Source organism: Amycolatopsis sp. cmx-11-51 (assembly GCF_047608665.1).
Taxonomy (GTDB): domain Bacteria; phylum Actinomycetota; class Actinomycetes; order Mycobacteriales; family Pseudonocardiaceae; genus Amycolatopsis.
This window is the reverse complement of the sequence record NZ_JADNQO010000012.1, coordinates 99,672-117,754: the sequence shown is the minus strand read 5'-3', so window position 1 is coordinate 117,754 and position 18,083 is coordinate 99,672. Positions and strand designations below refer to the sequence as shown.

At 69.3% G+C, this 18,083-nt stretch carries 13 protein-coding genes; 12 read left to right on the top strand and 1 reads right to left on the bottom strand.

The window, feature by feature from the left end:
- Window positions 1–27 precede the first annotated feature (27 nt).
- From ACM6LU_RS30575 to ACM6LU_RS30520, 12 genes are all read left to right on the top strand, one after another.
- Window positions 28–912 (top strand): GNAT family N-acetyltransferase, encoded by an 885-nt coding sequence (locus ACM6LU_RS30575; protein WP_414941271.1) that lies wholly within the window; start codon window positions 28–30, stop codon window positions 910–912.
- Window positions 909–2,015 carry an o-succinylbenzoate synthase gene (gene menC / locus ACM6LU_RS30570; RefSeq protein WP_414941270.1) on the top strand — a complete coding sequence of 369 codons (1,107 nt, stop codon included), beginning with the start codon at window positions 909–911 and terminating at the stop codon, window positions 2,013–2,015. Before ACM6LU_RS30575 ends, menC begins: the two co-directional genes overlap by 4 nt.
- Before the next feature lie 106 nt (window positions 2,016–2,121).
- Entirely contained in the window at window positions 2,122–3,762 is a 1,641-nt protein-coding gene (locus ACM6LU_RS30565) for a PucR family transcriptional regulator (protein ID WP_414941269.1), read from the top strand.
- Window positions 3,763–3,912: 150 nt separating this feature from the next.
- Entirely contained in the window at window positions 3,913–5,172 is a 1,260-nt protein-coding gene (locus tag ACM6LU_RS30560; protein WP_414941268.1) for an MFS transporter, read from the top strand.
- A gap of 256 nt (window positions 5,173–5,428) precedes the next feature.
- Window positions 5,429–6,340 carry a serine hydrolase gene (locus tag ACM6LU_RS30555; protein ID WP_414941267.1) on the top strand — a complete coding sequence of 304 codons (912 nt, stop codon included), beginning with the start codon at window positions 5,429–5,431 and terminating at the stop codon, window positions 6,338–6,340.
- 120 nt (window positions 6,341–6,460) lie between these two features.
- Window positions 6,461–7,849 (top strand): serine hydrolase domain-containing protein, encoded by a 1,389-nt coding sequence (locus ACM6LU_RS30550; protein ID WP_414941266.1) that lies wholly within the window; start codon window positions 6,461–6,463, stop codon window positions 7,847–7,849.
- The gene (locus ACM6LU_RS30545; RefSeq protein WP_414941265.1) at window positions 7,846–8,748 is read left to right on the top strand and encodes a serine hydrolase; all 903 of its coding nucleotides are present in this window, start codon (window positions 7,846–7,848) and stop codon (window positions 8,746–8,748) included. Before ACM6LU_RS30550 ends, ACM6LU_RS30545 begins: the two co-directional genes overlap by 4 nt.
- Before the next feature lie 9 nt (window positions 8,749–8,757).
- Window positions 8,758–10,356 (top strand): ABC transporter substrate-binding protein, encoded by a 1,599-nt coding sequence (locus ACM6LU_RS30540; RefSeq protein ID WP_414941264.1) that lies wholly within the window; start codon window positions 8,758–8,760, stop codon window positions 10,354–10,356.
- Window positions 10,356–11,336: an ABC transporter permease gene (locus tag ACM6LU_RS30535; RefSeq protein ID WP_414941263.1), complete on the top strand. Its 981-nt coding sequence runs from the start codon at window positions 10,356–10,358 to the stop codon at window positions 11,334–11,336. The genes ACM6LU_RS30540 and ACM6LU_RS30535 overlap by 1 nt, the downstream gene beginning before the upstream one ends.
- Window position 11,337: 1 nt before the next feature.
- On the top strand, window positions 11,338–13,245 hold the full coding sequence (locus tag ACM6LU_RS30530) for a dipeptide/oligopeptide/nickel ABC transporter permease/ATP-binding protein (RefSeq protein ID WP_414941261.1): 1,908 nt from the start codon (window positions 11,338–11,340) through the stop codon (window positions 13,243–13,245).
- Window positions 13,242–14,234 (top strand): ABC transporter ATP-binding protein, encoded by a 993-nt coding sequence (locus tag ACM6LU_RS30525; RefSeq protein ID WP_414941260.1) that lies wholly within the window; start codon window positions 13,242–13,244, stop codon window positions 14,232–14,234. Before ACM6LU_RS30530 ends, ACM6LU_RS30525 begins: the two co-directional genes overlap by 4 nt.
- A complete protein-coding gene (locus tag ACM6LU_RS30520; protein WP_414941259.1) occupies window positions 14,231–17,560 on the top strand; it encodes a serine hydrolase in 3,330 nt (1,109 codons plus the stop codon). The genes ACM6LU_RS30525 and ACM6LU_RS30520 overlap by 4 nt, the downstream gene beginning before the upstream one ends.
- Before the next feature lie 251 nt (window positions 17,561–17,811).
- On the opposite strand, the gene ACM6LU_RS30515 is transcribed toward ACM6LU_RS30520, so the two are convergent.
- Window positions 17,812–18,006 carry a hypothetical protein gene (locus tag ACM6LU_RS30515; RefSeq protein WP_414941257.1) on the bottom strand — a complete coding sequence of 65 codons (195 nt, stop codon included), beginning with the start codon at window positions 18,004–18,006 and terminating at the stop codon, window positions 17,812–17,814.
- Window positions 18,007–18,083 lie beyond the last annotated feature (77 nt).

Here is an 18,083-nt window from a genome sequence, read left to right as displayed (position 1 = left end):
GCCGCCGAGCCGGGAAAGGATTGTCCCGTGACGAATCTCGCGACGAACACGGAGAGCCTGGCTTCCCAGGAGGTGCGTGACGAAGCCGTCGCCGCCGCGCGGGCCGCGGCCGTGGCTTCGGGCGTCGAAATCCGCGAACTCACCGAAATCGCCGATCTGGCAGCGGTGGTCGGCCTGTTCGAGTCGATCTGGAAGTTCGCGCCCGGCGCCCGGCCGGTGAGCACGGAACTGCTCCGGGCGATGTCCACGGCCGGGAACTACGTCGCGGGGGCGTTCGATCACGGCGAACTCCTGGGTGCCTGCTTCGGTTTCTTCGGCAACCCGGGAAAGGCGAGCCTGCACAGCCACATCGCCGGGGTCGCCGACGCCGGCGCGGGCCGGGGGATCGGTGCCGCGCTCAAACTGCACCAGCGCGGCTGGGCGCTGCTCCAGGACGTCTCGCTGATCACCTGGACCTTCGACCCGCTGGTGCGGCGCAACGCCTACTTCAACCTGGGGAAGCTCGGCGCGCGGCCCATCGGTTACCTGCCCGACTTCTACGGTCCGATGGAGGACGGCATCAACGGCTCTGGCGACACCGACCGGCTGATGATCGGCTGGGACCTGACGAGCCCGGACGTCCGCGCCGCCGCCGCTGGTGAACCGGTCCTGATCGACGCGGGAGCGCTGAACGCGGCGAAGGCACTTTCGGTCGACTCCGACGGCGGTCCGGTCATCGGGTCCGCCGACACACCTACCGTGCTCGTCGCCGTCCCTCCGGACGTCGAACGGTTACGCCGCACCGATCCCGGTCGCGGCAACGCGTGGCGTGTCGCCCTGCGCGAAGTCCTCGGCGGACTGATGGCGGACAACGCCAAGGTCGCCGGTTTCGATCGTGCCGGCTGGTACGTGATCTCGAAGGAGCAGTCGTGAAACTCAGCGGTGTGGAACTGCGCCGGGTCCGGATGCCGCTCGTGGCCCCGTTCCGGACGTCGTTCGGGACGCAGGCGGAACGGGAGCTGCTGCTCGTCCGCGCGGTGACCCCGGCGGGCGAGGGCTGGGGCGAATGCGTCGCGATGGAGGCGCCGCTCTACTCGTCGGAGTACAACGACGCAGCCGAGCACGTATTGCGGAACCATCTGATCCCGGCGCTGCTGGCCGCCGGCGACGTGACCGCGTACAAGGTGACGCCGCTGCTGGCGAAGTTCAAGGGCCACCGGATGGCGAAGGCCGCGCTGGAGATGGCGGTCCTCGACGCCGAACTCCGCGCGCACGAACGGTCCTTCGCGGCGGAACTCGGGTCCACTCGTGACTCCGTCGCCTGCGGGGTCTCGGTCGGGATCATGGACTCGATCCCGCAGTTGCTCGACGTCGTCGGTGGCTACCTCGACGAGGGCTACGTCCGCATCAAGCTGAAGATCGAACCAGGCTGGGACGTCGAACCCGTGCGTCGGGTGCGGGAACGCTTCGGTGGCGACGTGCTGCTGCAGGTCGACGCGAACACCGCGTACACCCTCGGTGACGCGCCGCTGCTGGCCAGGCTCGACCCGTTCGAACTCCTGCTGATCGAGCAGCCGCTCGAAGAGGAGGACGTCCTCGGCCACGCCGAACTGGCCAAGCGGATCCGGACGCCGATCTGCCTCGACGAGTCGATCGTGTCCGCCAGGGCCGCCGCCGACGCGATCAAGCTCGGTGCCTGCCAGATCGTCAACATCAAACCGGGCAGGGTGGGCGGCTACCTCGAAGCCCGCCGCGTGCACGACGTCTGCGCGGCGCACGGGGTCGCGGTGTGGTGCGGCGGGATGATCGAGACCGGTCTCGGCCGGGCGGCGAACGTCGCGCTCGCGTCGCTGCCCGGGTTCACGCTCCCGGGTGACACGTCGGCGTCCGGCCGGTTCTACCGCACGGACATCACCGAACCGTTCGTGCTGGAGTCCGGACATCTCCCGGTGCCGACCGGGCCCGGTCTGGGCGTCACGCCGATCCCGCATCTGCTGGACGAGGTCACTACGGCGAAAGCGTGGATCGCTTCGTAGCGCGCTACGAATTCCGGGGTTAGATTTGGTCGGATCGGACCATTCGGTTCGGTGAGGCCGGGTTTAACTTCGGGGGGTGCTGACACCGGTGCCCAGCAAGCCACAGATGAGTTTGGGGCGCGTCCTCGAGGACCTCGGGGGCGTGCTCCTGGAGCCGGTCGCGGTCGGCCGGACCACCCGCAAGCAGCTCGGCGGGGTGGTCATCCACGATCGGCACGACGAGTCGGAATTTCCCGCCTCCGCCGTCGTGCTCGGCGTCGGGGTACGGGAGCCCGACGAGATCGTCCGCCTCTTGCACGACGTGGGTGCGAGCGGCGCGGCGGCGCTCGTCGTCCGGTCTCCCGTCACCTCGACGCCGGAACTCAGGCGCGCCGTGGACTCGTCCGGGGTCGCCCTGCTCGGGCTCGCACGCGGCGCCTCCTGGGCCCAGCTCGCCGCCATGCTCAGGACGGTGCTCGCCGAGGGAGACGTCGGAGAGGTCTCACCGCAGACCCTCGGGGGAATGCCGTCCGGTGACCTCTTCGCACTGGCCAACGCGGTGGCGGCGCTGCTGGACGCGCCGGTGACCATCGAGGACCGCAGCAACCGGATTCTCGCGTTCTCCGGGCGCCAGGACGAAGCGGATCCTTCCCGGGTCGAGACCATCCTCGGCCGTCAGGTGCCGGAGCGGTTCGCCCGCGGCCTGGAACGGGACGGCGTCTTCGAGAGGCTGTACCGCGACCACACGCCTGTCTATGTCGATCCGCAGCGCTACGACGACAACGAGATCGCGATCCCGCGCGTGGCGCTCGCCGTCCGCGCCGGCGACGAAGTGCTCGGTTCGATCTGGGCGGTGGTCCGTGAACCGCTCAGCGAGGAACGGACCCAGGCGTTCATCGACGCCGCCAAGCTGGTCGCGTTGCATATGCTCCGGCTGCGCGCGGGCGCCGACGTCGAACGGCGGCTGCGGGCGGACCTGGTGAGCACGGCGCTCGAAGGCGGTACCGGGGCACCGGAGGCCATCGCCCGGCTCGGCCTGCTCGGCCAGCCGTCGATCGTGCTCGCCATGGGCCTGCTCGGCGCGCCCGCCCCGGACGACGATCTCCGCCTGGTCGCGGAACGCCAGCGGGTCGCCGACGCGCTGGCCATGCACCTCAGTGCCGTCCAGCCGCGTTCGGCCGTCGCTCTGGTGGGCGACGTCGCCTACGGCATCGTCCCGATGCCTGGCAGTCACACCGACTGCCAGGAGCGCTCGGTGCGGGTCGCGTCGACCTTCCTGGAGCGCACCGGGCGCCGGGCGGCGGCCGCGATCGGCATCGGACCGCTCGCACTCGACGGCTCCGGCCTGCGCGCTTCGCGTGACGGCGCCGACCGGGCGTTGCGCGTACTGCTCACCAACGCCCGCGCGAAACGCGTCGCTACCGTGGAAGACGTCCACGTCGACGCGCTCATGCTGGAACTGGCCGATCTCGCCGCGGCCAGAGGGGACGTCGCGACAGGACCTGTCGCGCGGCTTCTCGCCTACGACGCGCAGCATCAATCACAACTGGTGCACACCCTCCGGTGCTGGCTGGACGCCTTCGGTGACATCGGTGCCGCGTCCGCCGCGGCTTACGTCCACCCGAACACCTTCCGCTACCGGTTGCGGCGCCTCGCCGAAGTCGGCGAAATCGACCTCGACGACGCGGGGGAGCGGTTCGCCGCCATGCTGCAACTACGGCTGCTGCCCCGTGACACGCGGACCGGGGCGTCCGCCGAGGAGTCCTGACCAGCGGCTGGTTTGGTCGCTCCGCCCCGAAAGAGCGTCGGATGTTCGTGTGATCGCACGAACTCTGCTCGCCACTTGCTGTTCAGAATGAGTGATCGGCGCCACTGCAGCGCCGTTCTCCTTCTCTCCCAACGTTTCCGCGGAGGCGCCATGACGGCAGTGGTCAAAGAAGACACCTGGACAGCGCGGCGGATCAACCGGACGGCGCTCATCACCATGGTGGTGATGGTCTTCGCCTGGGCGGTCGACTACATCGACCGGTTCTCGATCGGGATGGCGCTGCCGATGATCGGCGCCGAATTCGAGCTCAGCAAGACCGAACAGGGCTGGCTCGTGACCGTGTTCGCGCTGGTCTACATGGTCTGCCAGATCCCGGCGGGTTTCCTCGCCGACAGGTACGGCTCTCGCGGGCCGATGCTGGTGACACTGCTGCTCTGGTCGGCGTTCACCGCGATGACCGGGATGGCGGGCACCTTCGGCATGTTGCTGGTCGTCCGCGGCCTTTTCGGCGTGTGCCAGGGACTTTTCCCGGCAGCCTCGTTCAAGGCGATCGCCGAACGGACCACCCCCGGCAACCGTGCGACGGTGACCGGTGTGATGCTGTCCGCCGGCGGGATCGGCGCGGGGCTGGCGCCGTTGATCGTCGGACCGCTGCTGATGGCGATCGGCTGGCGGCACACGTTCTTCTGGATGGCGGGGATCGGCGCGATCATCGGTGTGATCGTCTGGACGCTCTTGCCGAAAGCGCTTCCCGTGGAGCTGAGCAGTCTTCCGCGTGACGAGGCGGCGGGGCCCGCGGTCTCGCGCAAACAGGTGCTGAAGTCCTTCGTGGTCTGGAAGTTCACCCTGCTGTTCTGCGTCACCAACATGCTGAACTACGGCCTGATCACCTGGGTGCCGAGCTACCTGCTCGAGGCGCGGGGACTGACGCTGAACCAGACCGGCGTACTCGCGGCGATCCCGATGCTGGTCAGCATCGTCACGACCATCCTCGGCGGCTGGCTGTTCGATCGCTACTTCCACGATCACGGCCGCTGGTACCTGAGTTCGATCGCGATGGCGACCGTGGTGCTGCTGATCCTGATGGTGATGGCGGACAGCACGGCGGAGTTCACTCTCTACGAGACGCTCGCCCTCGCGGTCTTCGGCATGGCGACGATGGCCGTCTTCGGCCTGCCGTTGCGCGTGCTGCCCACGGAGGTCACCGGGATCGGCATGGGCGTGATGAACTTCGGCGGCCAGGTGGCGGGCGCGGTCGCCCCGGTGGCGATGGGCTGGCTCGCCGACGCCTTCTCCTACACCGCCGCGTTCGGTTTCCTCATCGGCACCACCTTCCTCGCCGCGGTGATGGCGTTCTGGGTGCCGCAGACCCCCGCGCAGTTCACCTTCCCCGAAGCGAGTCCTAAGTAGACAGAAGCGCGACGGTGGCGTGGTGCTCGCCGTGGGTCGTGAGTGGCGATTCGGGCTACCGGGCATGTCGCGAAAGCCACTTTCGGGACATCTGATGTCCCGAAAGTGGCTTTCGCGACACCCAGATCAGCACCCGGGCGAGCACCTGAGACGCCACCTCGCCTTACCCCTCGTCAGAACGCGAATCGCCCCTCACGACCCACCGCGCCCGAACACGAGACCTTTGCCTTGCCGCTCCCACTCAGACAGGAGTCTCATGCCCACCGCGTCCGAAGTCATCGAAACGATCAACGACCGCGCCGAAGAGGTAGGCGTCCGCGTCCGGCTGCACGCGGCCGAGATCGACGGCACCCGGCGGATCGGCGTCGACGAACACACACCCGTGGTCACGGCGTCGGTCTTCAAGGTCCCGATCGCGCTGGAACTGGCGCGGCAGGCCGCGGACGACGGGCTCGACCTCGGCGAGCGGATCACCGTCCCGCCGGGGCATCCCACGCCGAGCCCGTACGGTCTGGCCACCTTCCGGCACGAGATCACAATGTCCTGGTACGACCTCGCGATCCTGATGATCGGGATCAGCGACAACGTCGCGACCGACCTGGTCCTCACCCGTGTCGGCAAGGAAGCGACGGAGAAAACGTTGCGGCGCCTTGGTTTCGAGCACACCACCGTCCCACAGGACTGCGGAGAGGTGCTCGACAGCATCGGCGAAGACCTCGGAATGTCGTACGAAGACGACGAAAGACTGCTGACGGAGCTCCCGATGGAGCGGATCGCCGGGTTGCGCGCGCTGCAACCGGCGCTTACCTGCGCCACGACCGCCGAGGAGATCACCCGGCTGCTCGGGCTGATCTGGCGTGACGAGGCGGCTTCGCCCACCGCGTGCGCGGACGTCCGGCGCTGGCTGGAACTCCAGGTGTGGCCGCACCGACTGCGGTCGGGGTTCCCGGACGACGGGATCCGCGTCAGCGGCAAGACCGGGACCCTGCCGTCGGTGCGCAACGAGGTCGGCGTGGTCGAGTACCCGGATGGGGGCCGTTACGCGGTAGGGATCTTCACCGACGCCGTCGACGCGCGGTCGCGAGTGCCGGAACGGGACGCGTTCATCGGCTTCGCCGCCGCACGGGCGGTGGAATGGCTCAGGCTTCCCGAGGCCGGGAGCGAATGATTCGTCCGCCCGGATGAATTTTCCCGTCGCTCTCGTCGTTCCGCACGAACCGGTGACGCCCGTCACCGTCCTAGCATTCCGGGAACTGCCGGTCCACCCTTTCCACGGACGAGGATGCCCATGTCGAAACTTTCCGAAATCGATGCCTGGCTCGAACAGAACCTTCCCGCCCTGCTGGCCGAACACCAGGTGCCCGGCGCGGCCGTCGCCGTCTTCGCGAACGGCGAGGTGATCGACCACGCGGCCGGGGTGCTGAACAAGGGGACCGGCGTCGAGTCCACAGTGGATTCCGTCTTCCAGATCGGCTCGATCACCAAGGTGTGGACGACCACCCTCGCGATGCAGCTGGTCGACGAGGGCAGGCTGGATCTCGACAAGCCGGTCCGCGACTACCTTCCGGAGTTCGTCCTCTCCGACGACGACGCGGCGTCGCGGATCACCGTCCGGCAGCTGACCTGTCACACGTCCGGGTTCGAAGGTGACATCTTCACCGACACCGGACAGGGGGACGACTGCGTGGCGAAGCTCGTGGCGACGCTGTCCGACGTCCCCCAGTTGTTCCAGCCGGGGGAGATGTTCTCCTACAACAACGCCGGTTACTGCGTGCTCGGCAGGATCGTCGAGGTCCTGCGCGGGAAGTCCTACGACGACTGCCTTCGCGAGCACCTCTTCGCGCCGCTCGGGCTGACTCACGCCGCCGCCGGACCGTATGACGCCATCCGGTACCGCGCCGCGATCGGCCACGTCCAGCCGACGCCGGACGACGAACCGGTCGCCGCACCCGTCTGGGCGCTGACCCGCTCGAACGTCCCCGCCGGTTCGCATCTCGCGATGCGCCCGCGTGACCTGCTCACCTTCGCGCGCATGCACCTGAACGAAGGCCGCGCGGACGACGGCACCCAGGTGATCGAGCCCGAAACCGCGCGCGCCATGTGGGAGCGCCAGGTGGAACTGCCCTACCTCGGCCTGATGGGCGGGGCGTGGGGACTCGGCTGGATGATCTTCGACTGGGACGGCGGCCCGGTGATCGGCCACGACGGCGGCACCATCGGCCAGTCGGCGTTCCTGCGGGTGGTGCCGGGCAGCAACGTCGCGGTGGCGCTGCTGACCAACGGCGGCAAGCCGCTGCACCTCTACCTGGACATCTTCCGGAAGGTGCTGGGCGACCTGGCTGGTGTCGAAGTCCCGCCGCTGCCCGAACCCGACGCCGCCGAGGCTCCGGCCGACGCGTCCCGGTTCGTGGGTGAGTACTCGTCGCAGGTGGCGGACATCGTCGTCAGCCAGGACGACGAAGGCGCTCTGTGGCTGGAGCGCACGCCGAAGGGGATCTTCGCCGATCTCGGCACTGGACCGGAGAAAAGCAGGCTGCTCGGCTACAAAGGCGACACCCTGGTCGTCGAGCACGATGGACTGGGCTTGCACATGCCGCACGCGTTCGTCGGTGACGACGGCGACGGGCGCGCGCTGTACGTCCATACCGGACGCGCCGACCGGCGGGTGAGCCGGTGACGGCGATCGCCGAGGAGATCGAAGCGGTCTTCGCAAAGGCAGGCGCACGCGGTTTCGTACACGCCCGCGAGGTCGGCGTACCCGACGGTCCCGAGGTCGGTGTCGGCGCGGACGACCTGGTCGTGCTGGCGTCGGTGTTCAAGATCCCGGTGGCGGTCGCCTTCGCCCGTGAGGTGGCCGCGGGCAGGCTCGACGAGACCGAGCGGACCCGCGTCACCGCGCGCTACCGGATCGGCGGGGTCGGCACCGCCGGTTGCGCCGACGACGTCGAGATGAGCTGGCGGGACCTCGCGCATTTCATGCTGACGATGAGCGACAACGCCGCGACCGACCTGATCTACCACCGGGTCGGACAGGAGGCCGTCGACCAGGTGCCGGCCGATCTCGGACTCACCAGGACACGGCTGATCGGCTGCTGTGAGGACCTGTTCGCGTCCGTCCTCGCCGACCTCGGCGCGAAACCCGGCGACGATCTGGAAGCGGTCTTCGCCGGCGCCAGCGAGGAACAGCTGTGGAAGCTCTCGGTGGTCGACCCGGAACGCACCACGTCGTCGACCCCGCGTGAGATCACCACACTGCTCGACGCGATCTGGACCGACCGCGCGGGCGACCCGGCCGCCTGCGAACGGGTGCGGACGATCATGGCCCAGCAGATCTGGCCGCACCGGATCTCGTCCGGTTTCCCGGCAGGCGTGGCGATCGCGGCCAAGACCGGGACCCTGCCCGCCGTCCGTAACGAAGCGGGGGTGGTGACCCAGGTGGACGGCCGCCGGTACGCCGTCGCGGTGTTCACCCGCGCCGACTCCCTCGCCGACCGCCTGCCCGCGGTCGATTCCGCCATCGGTGAGGCCGCCCGCCTCGCCGTCGAACACCTTCGTGCGCAGACCGCGACCCCGTAGGAGAACCCCATGAAGAAAGCCCGGCTCACCGCCGCTATCGCGAGCGTGGTGGCCTTGACCGTGAGCGCGTGCGGGGGGACGTCGCAATCCGGGGAGGACCGGACCGCGAACCAGAAACTGACCGAAGGCAAGACCTTCACCATGGCGATCGGCACGGATCCGGGAGCGCTCGACCCGGCGATGACCGTGCTGTCGACCGCCCTCGAGATCGGCCGCTTCCTGTACGACAGCCTGATCAACCTCGACGAGACGGGCAAGCCGATCGCGGGTCTCGCCGAGAAGTGGGAGGCCACCACGACCACGGCCACCTTTACCCTGCGGAACGGGATCACCTGCGACGACGGCACTCCGCTGACCGCGAGTGACGTGGTGGCGAACATCGACTTCGTCGGCGATCCCGCCAACAAGTCCCCCATGTCGGGGCTCACGGTCGCGCCGGGAACCAAGGCGACCGCCGACGACGCGGCGCGGACGATCACCCTCGCCAGCGGGGCGCCGGACGCCTTCCTGCTCCGGAACGTGGGCAACCTGCCGATCGTCTGCGGCAAGGGCGTGACCGACCGGGTGACGCTGGCCAAAGGCCGTTACGGCACCGGCATGTTCACCATGACCGAGGCCGTGCCGAACGATCACTACACCCTCACCCGGCGCAAGGACTACGCGTGGGGACCGGGTGACTGGAAGAAGGACCAGCCGGGCCTGCCGGAGAAGGTGACCTTCCGGGTCATCCAGAACATGACGACCGCGGCGAACCTGCTGCTGTCCGGTGAACTCAACGCCGGCCGGATCACCGGTCAGGATCAGCAACGGCTGCGTGCCCAGAAGCTGTACCACGGAGACCAGGTCGTGCCGATGGGCGAGATCTGGTTCAACCAGGCGCCCGGCCGGGCGGGCGGTGACCAGGCCGTCCGCCGCGCGCTGATGCAGGCACTCGATCTGGCGCAGATCGGCAAGGTGCTCACCAGTGGTGCCGGAGCGCCGAGCCAGGGCATGGTCACCACCGAACCCAGGGCCTGTGCCGGCGATTCGGTGAACGGCAAGCTGCCCGCGTTCGACGTCGCCGCTGCCAAGTCCGCTCTCGACGCGGCCGGCTGGGCACCGGGACCGGACGGCGTGCGCGTCAAGGACGGCAAGCGCCTCGCCCTCAACGCCATCTACGGCACTCAACTCGGGCCGACGATGGCGCCGTCCGCCGAACTGATGCAGCAGTCCTGGAAGGCCGTCGGCGCGGAGGTCACGCTCAAAGGTGTCGACAGCCCGGGAACCAATCAGGTGCTCTTCACCACCGGCGAGTGGGACATCTCGCTGGCACCAGTCACCTTGCTGCTGCCGAGTCAGGTCGTGCCGTTCGTCTCGGGGCCGAAACCACCCGCCGGCACGAACTTCGCGCACATCGAGAACGAGCGGTACACGACGCAGGCCGTCGAGGCGGCGAAGTTGCCGGGTAATTCGGGCTGCGCGACCTGGCTCGCGGCGGAAACGGCGCTCATCGAGCGGCTCGACGTCGTGCCCTTTGTCAACTCGGTCATCCCGACCTTCGGCAGCAACGCGCGATTCAAGGTCAACTTCGGTTCGATCGAGCCGTCGAGTGTCCGGATGTACAGCTGATGACGGTCGCACTCGCCCCGGCCGGGTTGCGGGGCAGTCCCTGGCTCTCGTTCGCCGTCCGCCGTCTCGGCCGGTTCGCGGTTTCGCTGTGGGTCTTGGTCACCACGGCGTTCCTGATGATCCAGCTGATCCCCGGCGACCCGGTCCGGGCGGCGCTCGGCCTGACCGCGCCGGTGGACCTGGTGAACGCGCGGCGGGAGGCCCTCGGCCTCAACGATCCGCTGTGGCTGCAGTACGTCCACTACCTCGGCGGGCTGTTCACCGGTGACTTCGGGACGTCGATGACGAGTGGGCAGCCGGTCTCCGAGGTGATCGGCGACCGGCTGCCCGCCACCCTGCAACTGGCGTTGCCTGCCTTCGCGGTGGTCATCGTGGTCGCGATCCCCCTGGGCGTCCTGTTCGCCGTGCTGACCCGCGGCGGCAGGCGGCGGGGCAGTGAACTGGCGTTCACCTCGACGAGTGTGCTGCTCGCGGCCATTCCCGAGTTCCTGGTGGCTGTCGCGCTGGTCGCGTTCTTCGCGGTCCAGCTCGGCTGGTTCCCGGTCGCCGGAAGCGACGGCGCGAGTTCGTTCGTGCTCCCGATGATCGCGCTGGCGCTCGGCCCGGCCTCCGTGCTGGCCCGTATCGTGCGGGTGGAGACGCTTTCGGTGCTGAGCAACGACTTCATCCGCACCGCGCGGGCGAAACGGTTGCCCGCACGGCTGGTCTACCTCCGGCACGCGCTGCCGAACGCGCTGACCGCGACGCTGACCATGGGCGGGCTGATGCTGACCGGGATGGTCGCCGGGACGGTGCTGGTGGAGAACGTGTTCGCCTGGCCGGGTCTCGGTTCGACCATCGCGCAGTCGATCCTGCAGAAGGACTATCCGCTGGTGCAGGGGATCGTGCTCATCTACGGCATCGGAGTGCTGCTGGTGAATCTGACGGTGGACGTGCTGCTGGCCGTCCTCGATCCGCGTTCGACGATCCGGGAGACCTGAAATGGTGGTGAATCGGCGCGCGAAATGGGTCGCGGCCCTGCGTACCCCGGTGGGCGCCTTCTCGGCGACCCTGCTGGTCGTGGTGCTCGGGCTCGCGGTGCTGGCCCCGATCCTGTGGCACGACAACGCCTTCGCGATCGAAACCGACGCGATCGGCCAAGGCCCGTCCGCGGCGCATTGGCTGGGGACCGACGAGCTCGGCCGCGACATTCTCTTCCGTGTCCTGGTGGCGACCCGGCTTTCGGTGCTGCTGGCGTTGCTCGCGACGGTGATCGGGGTGGTGACGGGACTCGTCCTCGGCACGCTGCCCTCACTGCTGCCGCGGCCCGCCGCCCGGCTGGTCACGTCGGCGGTGAACATCGCGGTCGCGTTCCCCGGGCTGCTGCTGGTGTTGTTCTTCTCGGTCATCTTCGGCGTCGGTACCCACGGCGCGGTACTGGCGGTCGGCTTCGCGCTGGCACCGGCGTTCGCGCGGCTGGCCCAGACGCTGTCGGCCTCCGTGGCGGGCCAGGACTTCGTGTCCGCCGCGCGGATCTCCGGCGTCGGCCGGATCCGGTTGCTGGTCCGGCACATCCTGCCGAACATCGGCGAGCCGCTGGTGGTGAACGCGACCATCGGCGCGGGCGCCTGCCTGTTGGCGTTCTCCGGGTTGTCGTTCCTCGGGATCGGTGTGCAGGCACCGGAATACGACTGGGGACGGCTGCTCGGCGAAGGGCTCAACGGGATCTACGTCAACCCGGCGGCCGCTCTGGCACCCGGTGTCGCGGTGGTCCTCGCGGGGCTCGCCTTCAACCTGGTGGGGGAGACCGTGGCCGGGGTGATCGGGGTCCGCACCGGGTCGCGGAAACTCGAACCGCGTCCGGTGACTCCAGTGCGAGAGGACGTCGTCGAGGAACGTGACGACGCCGTTCTGGTGGTGGAGAACCTCCAAGTGGCGTTCCCGCGTCCGGCGGGTTGGACCGTCCCGGTGCGCGGGGTGAGCTTCACCGTCCACGCGGGCGAGGCGATCGGCGTCGTCGGTGAGTCGGGCTCGGGGAAGAGCCTGACCGGGCTGGCGGTGTCACGGCTGGTCGAAGCGCCGGCCGTGGTCACCGCGGACCGGCTGGATTTCGCCGGAACACCCTTGCTGACGACTCCGGAACGGGACTTGCGTGGCTTGCTGGGCACGTCGCTGGCCATGGTGTTCCAGGATCCGATGACCTCGTTCAACCCGACCAGGCGGATCGGTCGTCAGCTGGCCGAGGTCGCCGAACAGCACCAGGGTCTTCCGCGCGCCAAGGCGTTCGAGCGGGCCGTGGACCGGTTGCGCGCCGTGCGCATCCCCGCCGCCGAACGGCGGGCGAAGCAGTACCCGCACGAGTTCTCCGGCGGGATGCGGCAACGGGCGATGATCGGCATGGGCCTGATGGGCGACCCTCGGCTGATCATCGCCGACGAACCGACCACGGCTCTGGACGTCACCGTGCAGCGGCAGTTGCTCCGTCTACTGGCTCGGACGCGGACCGAGCGGAACACGGCGATCATCCTGATCAGCCATGACATCGCGGTCGTTTCGCAGACCTGCGAGCGGATGCTGGTCATGTACGCGGGCCGGGTGGTGGAGGACCTGCCGTCGGCGGGGACGCCACGGCATCCCTACACGCGGGCGCTGCTGGCCGCGACGCTCGACCTCGACACCGATCGCGACGCGCCGCTCGCGGTGATCCCCGGCCGTCCGCCGGAACCGGATCGCGTGCCTTCCGGCTGTGCCTTCGCCGACCGGTGTCCCGCCGTGACCGACAAGTGCCGTCTCGAAGACCCGGTGCTGGAGCGCGTGGAAACCGGGCACCGCGTCGCGTGCTGGTATCCGCACGAGACGTCGTTTTCCCGTCCGGTCAAAGAGACCGTGACCGCCGGAGGTGCGGAATGAGCGATCTCGTCTTCGACGCGGTGAGTGTGCGGTACGGCGGGAGACGTGGTCTCACCGCGGTCGACCACGTCGGGCTGACCGTTCCTTCCGGACAGGTCGTCGGGCTCGTCGGTGAGTCGGGCTCGGGGAAATCGACGCTGGCCCGCGCCGCCGTCGGACTCTCACCGGTCAGCGCCGGGCGGGTCCTGCTCGGCGGGGTGGACGTCCGGAAGCTGCCCCGGCGCCGCCCGTTGCAGATGGTGTTCCAGGATCCGTATTCCTCTTTGGACCCCCGGATGAGCATCGGTGAGTCGATCACCGAAGCGATCCCGCGCGGTGTCCTTCCCGGTCGTGGCGCGCGCCGGGACGAGGTCGCCCGGCTCCTGGAACTGGTCAACCTCGACCCGGAGCGCGCCGGTCACCTGCCAGGGCAGCTGTCCGGTGGCCAGCGGCAACGGGTGGCGCTCGCCCGCGCGCTGGCGGGGCGGCCGGAGGTGCTGATCGCGGACGAGATCACCTCCGCGCTCGACGTCTCGGTGCAGGGCGCGGTGCTCAACCTCGTCCGGTCCGTGCAGCGGCGGCTCGGCCTGTCGATGCTGTTCATCTCGCACAACCTCGCCGTCGTGCGCTACCTCAGCGACATCGTCGCCGTGATGTACCTCGGCCGGATCGTCGAGGTCGGCCCGGCCGAGCAGGTGCTCACCGATCCTCAGCATCCGTACACCAAGGACCTGCTCGCCGCGGCACCTTCCGCGCACACCTCGCTGTTGGACACCGGCACGGACGAGGCGACCGCCGACACCGAACCCGCCGACCCGCACCACCCGCCGGCCGGATGCCGCTACCACACCCGCTGTCCGGTCGGCCCGCTCGCGCGCGCCGACCGCGCACTCTGCCTCCAGGCGGATCCGACCGGGGACTCGGCACACCGACGTCACTCGGCGGCCTGCCATTTCAGTGAAACCGAGAGCCACCGGCCCGCGATCTCCCGAGGAGTCACCGCACCATGACCCGACGTCTCGATCTCGACGACCTGTACGAAATCGCCATCCCCAGCCAGCCCGCGCTGTCGCCGGACGGCGGCCGGATCGTCTACGTCCTGCGCACCGCGGACCGCGACGAGGACCGGAACGTGAACACCCTCTGGGAGGTCGGCGCGACCACCGGCGAAGCCCGGCAGCTCACGCGCGGAACCGCCGACCTGGCGCCGAGTTGGGCGCCGGACGGTACGCGGATCGCGTTCCTGCGGGCAGAAGACGGGCCGCCGCAGGTGTGGTTCCTGCCGTCGTCGGGCGGGGAGGCCGAACGGATCACCGAGCTTCCGCTCGGGGCGGGTGCTCCGGTGTGGAGCCCGGACGGCGGCAAGATCGCGTTCTCGGCCGCTGTCGACCTGGCGGGTGGTGAATCCGCGTCGAACGCCCCGGTGGTGGCGGACCGGCTGGACTTCAAGGCCGACGGGGCCGGGCTGATCAAGACCATCCGCAAGCACCTGCACGTCCTCGACGTCGCCACGCGGGAAGTCCGGCAGGTCACTTTCGGCGATTGGCATGCCGCTGATCCCGCCTGGTCGCCCGACGGCACACACCTGGCGTTCTCCGCCGGACGGGACGCCGACGCGGACCTGACTTTCCGTTCCGGTGCCTACGTTCTCGACGTGACCACGAAGACGTCGGAGCCGCGGTTGATCGGCTCCGGCGAAGGCATGGCGGGCCCGGTCGGCTGGACCGCCGACGGCCGCGAACTCCTGGTGACCGGCCGGGTGGACACCGAAGTCGGCCACCTCGGGCTGCTGCGGGTCCCGCTCGACGGCGGTGACCCGGTCGACCTGACGGCTTCCTTGGACCGCAACGTGATGTCCGGCGGCGACGGTTATCCCGGTGCTCTCCCGCACCTGACCGCGGGCGGTGGTTCGGTGCTGTTCGGCGTCCGCGACCGCGGCTGCACCCATCTGTACGAAGTGGACACCGACGGTGGAACGCCGCGTGCGGTCCTCGCGGGCGCCGACCACGTCGTGTCCGGAATGGACATCGCGGGCGGCAAGGTGGCGGTCGTCCTGGCCACGGGCACCTCGTTCGGCGAGATCGCGGTCGTCGACCCGGCGACCGGCGCTGCTGACGTGCGTACCGAGCATGGCGCCTCGGTCGCCGAGATCGAGTTCTTCCGCCACGAGGAACGGGAATTCACCGTCGGCGACGGCACTGTCGTCCACGGCTGGCTGCTCCGCGACCCTGCCCGGACCGGCGCCGCGCCGCTGCTGCTCGACATCCACGGCGGCCCGCACAACGCCTGGAACGGTGCTGCCGACTCGATCCACCTCTACCACCAGCAACTCGCCGCACGAGGCTGGGCGGTACTGCTGCTCAACCCCCGCGGCAGCGACGGCTACGGCGAGGACTTCTTCACTGGCGCCGTCGGCGGGTGGGGCGTCGCCGACTCCCGCGACTTCCTCGAACCGTTGGACCAGTTGGTCGCCGAAGGAATCGCCGACGCGGACCGCCTCGCCGTCGCGGGCTACAGCTACGGCGGGTTCATGACCTGCTACCTGACCAGCCGCGACAATCGCTTCGCCGCCGCTGTCGCCGGTGGCGTGGTCAGCGATCTGACCAGCATGGAGGGCACCTCCGACGCCGGGTACTACCTGGCCGTCAGTGAGCTGGGCAGCCCGTCGTGGGACAAGACCAATGAGCGGTTCTCGCCGTTCGCCCAGGTCGCACAGGTGCGGACACCGACGCTGGTCATCCAGGGCGCGGAAGACGAGCGGTGCCCGGTCGGACAGGCCGAGCAGTGGTTTGGCGCCCTGCGTGCGCGTGGCGTCCCGTCCCGGCTGGTGCTGTACCCCGGTAGCTCGCACCTGTTCATCCTCGACGGCCCGCCTTCGCACCGTCTCGACTTCAACCGGCGTGTGCTGGACTGGGTCGAGCAGTACGCGGCGCCGGCGGACGGGGTGTCGCGAGTGCCGATCGAGGCGGCGCACTGGCGGCGGCGGCTGGCCGAACTGGCGCGCAAGTACCGCGTCCCCGGTGCGGTGCTGGGCATCACGCGGATCGGTGACGGCGAGGAAGTTACCGAGGTACACGTCACCCACGGCGTGCTGAACACGGCGACCGGGGTCGAGGTCACCGAGGATTCGGTGTTCCAGATCGGTTCGGTCTCCAAGGTGTGGACAGCGACCGTGGTGATGCGGCTGGTGGACGAAGGGCTGCTCGATCTGGACGCGCCGATCTCCGACGTCGTCCCCGAACTGCGGCTGGCCGATCCGGACGTCGCCAAGCAGGTGACCATGCGCCACCTGCTGACGCACACCAGCGGGATCGACGGTGACGTCTTCACCGACACCGGGCGGGGCGACGACTGTCTCGAGCGCTACGTCGAGATCCTCGACCAGGCCGCGCAGAACCATCCGCTCGGCGAGACCTTCTCGTACTGCAACTCGGGTTTCGTGCTCATGGGCCGGGTGATCGAGAAGCTCACCGGGCTGAGCTGGGACGCCGCGATGCGGGAGAAGCTGTTCGCCCCGCTCGGCCTCACCCACACCGTGACCCTGCCCGAGGAAGCGCTGATGTTCCGCGCGGCCGTCGGTCACGTCGCAGGCGCGGACGAGGACCCGCGGCCCGCGCCGATCTGGGGGCTGCCGCGGAACATGGGCCCGGCGGGCCTGATCACCGCCACGACGAAGGACGTCCTCGGGTTCGCCCGGCTGCACCTGACCGGCGGCCTCACCCCGGACGGGGAGCGCATCCTGACGACGGCGTCCGCCGCGGCGATGGCCGAGAAGCAGACCGACATCCCCGACAAGCACTCGCTCGGCGACTCCTGGGGACTCGGGTGGATCCGCGACGACTGGAGCGGGCGGCGGGTCATCGGCCACGACGGCAACACGATCGGGCAGTCGGCGTTCCTGCGGCTGCTGCCCGACCAAGGGCTCGCCGTCACGTTGCTCACCAACGGCGGCAACACCCGCGACCTGTACGAGGAGTTGTACCGGGAGATCTTCGCCGAACTCGCCGATGTGGCGATGCCGCGGCCGCTGGAACCACCCGCCGTCCCGGTCACCGTCGACGGCTCACGGCACGTCGGTGTCTACGAACGGGCGGGCGTGCTGATGGAGGTCTTGGCCGGAGGGGACGGGATCCGGCTCCGTCAGACCGCCACGGGTCCGCTGGCCGATCTCATGCCGGAGAAGACGATGGAGTTCGACCTGGTTCCGGTGACCGACTCGCTCTACGTCTGCCGAGAGCCAGGGGCGCGGACGTGGATGCCGGTCACCTTCTACACGTTGCCGACCGGTGAGCCGTACATGCACTACGGCGTGCGCGCGACGCCGAAGGTGTCCTAGATGTCCACCTGCGTCCGGCGGGCGACTGCCGGACGCAGGTGGATTTCAGGATCGGGCGACCTTGTCGATGAGGGTGCGGACGGTGCCGTAGCCGGGCACGCCGCCATTGTGACCGATCACGGTCACGCCGCACGGGACCGTCCGACCAGGTGGTAGCCGCGGGCATGTCCGCCGGGAACACGGATGCGGTCACCGGGCGCCGAACTGTGGTCCATACCCAGTGGAAGGAACATCCGGTCGGTCACTTCGGCTCACGCTTTGCGCCGCGCCAAGTAGCGGATGACCAGCAGCACGATGCAGATGACCGAGACGGCGCCCGCGATCATCCGGTACGGGTAGTCCATGCCCGCGAACTGGCCGATCGAGTTGGCCGCGGCACTGACGAGGAGGACGAGCCAGAGGGAGGCGGTGACCAGTGCGCTGCTCGCGTTTTTGGTGTCGTTCATGGGAAAAACGTTAGGGATCGGAGGGTTGGGAGGCCAGGGGAGTGACCCCCGGTTGTGAGGTGGTGCTGGCGCTACCC

Coding starts and splice junctions, on each gene's coding strand:
- ACM6LU_RS30540 (WP_414941264.1), top strand. CDS start 8,758: ATGAAGAAAGCCCGGCTCACCGCCGCTATCGCGAGCGTGGTGGCCTTG.
- ACM6LU_RS30565 (WP_414941269.1), top strand. CDS start 2,122: ATGAGTTTGGGGCGCGTCCTCGAGGACCTCGGGGGCGTGCTCCTGGAG.
- ACM6LU_RS30515 (WP_414941257.1), bottom strand. CDS start 18,006: ATGAACGACACCAAAAACGCGAGCAGCGCACTGGTCACCGCCTCCCTC.
- ACM6LU_RS30520 (WP_414941259.1), top strand. CDS start 14,231: ATGACCCGACGTCTCGATCTCGACGACCTGTACGAAATCGCCATCCCC.
- ACM6LU_RS30530 (WP_414941261.1), top strand. CDS start 11,338: ATGGTGGTGAATCGGCGCGCGAAATGGGTCGCGGCCCTGCGTACCCCG.
- ACM6LU_RS30535 (WP_414941263.1), top strand. CDS start 10,356: ATGACGGTCGCACTCGCCCCGGCCGGGTTGCGGGGCAGTCCCTGGCTC.
- ACM6LU_RS30560 (WP_414941268.1), top strand. CDS start 3,913: ATGACGGCAGTGGTCAAAGAAGACACCTGGACAGCGCGGCGGATCAAC.
- ACM6LU_RS30555 (WP_414941267.1), top strand. CDS start 5,429: ATGCCCACCGCGTCCGAAGTCATCGAAACGATCAACGACCGCGCCGAA.
- ACM6LU_RS30550 (WP_414941266.1), top strand. CDS start 6,461: ATGTCGAAACTTTCCGAAATCGATGCCTGGCTCGAACAGAACCTTCCC.
- ACM6LU_RS30525 (WP_414941260.1), top strand. CDS start 13,242: ATGAGCGATCTCGTCTTCGACGCGGTGAGTGTGCGGTACGGCGGGAGA.